The organism is Burkholderia sp. E168m23, from assembly GCF_016586125.1.
Lineage (GTDB): Bacteria > Pseudomonadota > Gammaproteobacteria > Burkholderiales > Burkholderiaceae > Burkholderia > Burkholderia orbicola.
This window is the reverse complement of sequence record NZ_BCPP01000853.1, coordinates 1-3,135: the sequence shown is the minus strand read 5'-3', so window position 1 is coordinate 3,135 and position 3,135 is coordinate 1. Positions and strand designations below refer to the sequence as shown.

Annotated in this window: 1 rRNA gene; it reads right to left on the bottom strand. The window is 52.4% G+C overall.

The features are described 5' to 3' along the window. Nucleotides 1-12 precede the first annotated feature (12 nt). Nucleotides 13-2,893 (bottom strand): 23S ribosomal RNA (locus JMF90_RS30790). Between the last annotated feature and the right edge of the window lie 242 nt (nt 2,894-3,135).

Below are 3,135 nucleotides of genomic sequence, written 5' to 3'. Positions count from 1 at the left end.
CAGACTTGTTATAGGATCAAGCCTTACGGGCAATTAGTATCAGTTAGCTGAACGCATTACTGCGCTTACACACCTGACCTATCAACGTCCTGGTCTCGAACGACCCTTCAAGGGGATCTAGTCCCCAGGGATATCTCATCTTAAGGCGAGTTTCCCGCTTAGATGCTTTCAGCGGTTATCTCTTCCGAACATAGCTACCCGGCGATGCCACTGGCGTGACAACCGGTACACCAGAGGTTCGTCCACTCCGGTCCTCTCGTACTAGGAGCAGCCCCCTTCAAATATCCAACGCCCACGGCAGATAGGGACCAAACTGTCTCACGACGTTTTAAACCCAGCTCACGTACCTCTTTAAATGGCGAACAGCCATACCCTTGGGACCGGCTACAGCCCCAGGATGAGATGAGCCGACATCGAGGTGCCAAACACCGCCGTCGATATGAACTCTTGGGCGGTATCAGCCTGTTATCCCCAGAGTACCTTTTATCCGTTGAGCGATGGCCCTTCCATACAGAACCACCGGATCACTATGACCTGCTTTCGCACCTGCTCGACTTGTCGGTCTCGCAGTTAAGCACGCTTATGCCATTGCACTATCAGCACGATTTCCGACCGTACCTAGCGTACCTTCGTACTCCTCCGTTACGCTTTGGGAGGAGACCGCCCCAGTCAAACTGCCTACCATGCACTGTCCCCGACCCGGATCACGGGCCAAGGTTAGAACCTCAAACAAACCAGGGTGGTATTTCAAGGACGGCTCCACCGAAACTAGCGTTCCGGTTTCATAGCCTCCCACCTATCCTACACAGATCGGTTCAAAGTCCAATGCAAAGCTACAGTAAAGGTTCATGGGGTCTTTCCGTCTAGCCGCGGGTAGATTGCATCATCACAAACACTTCAACTTCGCTGAGTCTCGGGAGGAGACAGTGTGGCCATCGTTACGCCATTCGTGCAGGTCGGAACTTACCCGACAAGGAATTTCGCTACCTTAGGACCGTTATAGTTACGGCCGCCGTTTACCGGGACTTCAATCAAGAGCTTGCACCCCATCATTTAATCTTCCGGCACCGGGCAGGCGTCACACCCTATACGTCCACTTTCGTGTTTGCAGAGTGCTGTGTTTTTATTAAACAGTCGCAGCCACCAGTTTATTGCAACCCCTTCACCCTCCTGGCGCAGGCCAGTCAAGCTACAAGGGCGTACCTTATCCCGAAGTTACGGTACCAATTTGCCGAGTTCCTTCTCCCGAGTTCTCTCAAGCGCCTTAGAATACTCATCTCGCCCACCTGTGTCGGTTTGCGGTACGGTCATCGTTAGACTGAAGCTTAGAGGCTTTTCTTGGAACCACTTCCAATTGCTTCGCTCCCTAAGGAGCTCGCGCCACACCCTTGAATTGCGCGCCCGGATTTGCCTAAGCGCCTTCTCCAATGCAGCGACCGGGACTTCCAACACCCGGACAACCTTCCGCGATCCGTCCCCCCATCGCATCTAACAATGGTGCAGGAATATTGACCTGCTTCCCATCAGCTACGCATTTCTGCCTCGCCTTAGGGGCCGACTCACCCTACGCCGATGAACGTTGCGTAGGAAACCTTGGGCTTACGGCGAGGGGGCCTTTCACCCCCTTTATCGCTACTCATGTCAGCATTCGCACTTCCGATACCTCCAGCACCCTTTACAAGGCACCTTCGCAGGCTTACGGAACGCTCTCCTACCATGCGAGCAAGCTCGCATCCGCAGCTTCGGTATATAGCTTAGCCCCGTTACATCTTCCGCGCAGGACGACTCGATCAGTGAGCTATTACGCTTTCTTTAAAGGGTGGCTGCTTCTAAGCCAACCTCCTGACTGTTTTAGCCTTCCCACTTCGTTTCCCACTTAGCTATATTTGGGGACCTTAGCTGGCGGTCTGGGTTGTTTCCCTCTTGACACCGGACGTTAGCACCCGATGTCTGTCTCCCGTGATTGCACTCTTCGGTATTCGGAGTTTGCTATGGCGGGGTAATCTGCAATAGACCCCCCAACCATGACAGTGCTCTACCCCCGAAGGTGAGACACGAGGCACTACCTAAATAGTTTTCGGAGAGAACCAGCTATTTCCAGGTTTGTTTAGCCTTTCACCCCTATCCACAGCTCATCCCCTAACTTTTCAACGTTAGTGGGTTCGGACCTCCAGTACGTGTTACCGCACCTTCATCCTGGCCATGGATAGATCACCTGGTTTCGGGTCTACGCCCAGCAACTGAACGCCCTATTCGGACTCGCTTTCGCTACGCCTGCCCTATACGGTTAAGCTTGCTACTGAACGTAAGTCGCTGACCCATTATACAAAAGGTACGCCGTCACCCCTTACGAGGCTCCGACTGTTTGTATGCATGCGGTTTCAGGATCTATTTCACTCCCCTCCCGGGGTTCTTTTCGCCTTTCCCTCACGGTACTGGTTCACTATCGGTCGATCACGAGTATTTAGCCTTGGAGGATGGTCCCCCCATCTTCAGACAGGATTTCACGTGTCCCGCCCTACTTGTCGCACACCTAGTTCTTTCATACTGTTTTCGCCTACAGGGCTATCACCTGCTATGGCCGCACTTTCCAGAGCGTTCGGCTAACAATACAAATAAAGAGTGCAAGGCTCATCCCATTTCGCTCGCCACTACTTTGGGAATCTCGGTTGATTTCTTTTCCTGCGGTTACTTAGATGTTTCAGTTCACCGCGTTCGCTTCACTGGACCTATGTATTCAGTCCAGGATGACCCAAAAGGGCCGGGTTTCCCCATTCGGACATCTACGGATCAAAGCTCGTTTGCCAGCTCCCCGTAGCTTTTCGCAGGCTACCGCGTCCTTCATCGCCTGTGATCGCCAAGGCATCCACCACATGCACTTGTTCGCTTGACCCTATAACGAGTCTGTCTCATCGACAGTCGCTACAGGTTGAGTTCTCGCGTTGTGCCGTATTCCAATTGAGTCAAACTTAGAGTTCGAATCATCTTGAGATACATCGATACAATCACAACCCGGATAACTTCCACGTCCATCTCGAGACGCTTCCGCTATCCAAATTACTTACTTCTTCCAGATTGTTAAAGAACGACAGCCGATATCTGTTGATATCCTCTGACTGGCTCAATCGCCAATGA